This window comes from Ruegeria sp. AP12 (assembly GCF_056540025.1).
In genome coordinates this window covers 1-1,494 of record NZ_JBQFVZ010000054.1, presented here as the reverse complement: position 1 = coordinate 1,494, position 1,494 = coordinate 1, and the positions used below count along the sequence as shown (strand labels likewise).

Below are 1,494 nucleotides of genomic sequence, written 5' to 3'. Positions count from 1 at the left end.
CCCCGTAAAGGGTGGTGTTCAGGCGCCATTCTTCTTCGCATGTCTAATTTTCTGCTCAATCGGAGCACTCCTCTATGTTTCGCTATTTCGAAAACCTCGTTGACCCTTTTGGCCCCTATAAAGAAGCCGACGCTCCACCAACCAAGCTGTGGCCGTTCATGCTGGACTATTCGCGGCCCTTCTATCGGGTGTTTGCCTGGGCGGCGCTGATCTCGATCATCGTTGCCGGGGTTGAGATCGGGTTGATCGCCTATATGGGCCGCGTGGTTGACCTGCTGGGCGGCACTCCGGCCGAGGTCTGGCAGAATCACGGGACTGAGCTGTTGCTGATGGCTGCGTTTGTCCTACTGCTGCGTCCGTTGCTGCATTTGATCGACGTGCTGCTGCTCAACAACACGATCCTACCGAATTTTGGCACGCTGATCCGTTGGCGGGCGCATAAACATGTTTTGCGCCAGTCGGTTGGCTGGTTCGAGAATGACTTTGCCGGACGGATTGCCAACCGGATCATGCAGACCCCTCCTGCCGCGGGCGAGGTGGTGTTTCAGGTCTTTGACGCGATTTCGTTCTCGCTGGCATATCTGATCGGCGCGGCGATTCTTCTGTATGCAGCGGACCCGCGATTGCTGATCCCCCTGCTGATCTGGTTTGCGCTTTATGCGCTGTTGGTGCGCTGGACGATCCAGCGCGTTGGCCCGGCATCCAAGGCGGCTTCCGACGCGCGCTCGACCGTGACAGGGCGTGTGGTGGACAGCTACACCAATATTCACTCGGTCAAGATGTTCGCCCATGGCCGGCAAGAGATGGACTATGCCCGCGAAGCCATCGAAGAGACGCGCCGCACATTCCAGATCGAAATGCGGATCTTCACCATAATGGACGCGGTTCTGGTCACTCTGAACGGCCTGCTGATCGTGGGCGTCGTGGGTTGGGCGATTTCCCTGTGGATGCAGGGCACGGCCTCGGTTGGTGTCGTAGCGGCAGCAACGGCCTTGACCCTGCGCCTGAACGCTATGACCGGGTGGATCATGTGGGCGCTGACCAGCTTCTTCCGCCAATTGGGTATTGTCGCCGAAGGGATGGAGACCATCGCCCAGCCCATTGACCTGTTGGATGCGCCTACGGCGAAGCCATTGCAACTAAGCAAGGGCAAGATCGATATCAACGATCTGTCTCACCACTATGGGCGTGAGGCCGGAGGTTTGGACCACATCCATCTGACCATTCAGCCGGGTGAGAAGATTGGCCTGATCGGGCGCTCCGGGGCCGGAAAATCGACCCTAGTAAAGCTTCTTTTGCGATTTTATGACGTCGAGCGAGGAGCCATTCTGATCGACAATCAGAACATTGCGCAGGTCACGCAGGACAGTTTGCGCAGCCATATCGGCATGGTGCAACAGGACAGCGCGCTGCTGCATCGCTCGGTCCGGGACAATATCCTTTATGGCCGTCGCGACGCGACCGAAGAGCAGATGATCGCTGCCGCCAAACAGG

1 protein-coding gene is annotated in these 1,494 nt (G+C 58.1%); it reads left to right on the top strand.

Annotated elements, in window-relative coordinates:
- Positions 1-74: 74 nt before the first annotated feature.
- Positions 75-1,494: ABC transporter ATP-binding protein (locus ACR0E6_RS21120; RefSeq protein ID WP_480586992.1), on the top strand; the 1,420-nt coding region annotated here is incomplete at its 3' end.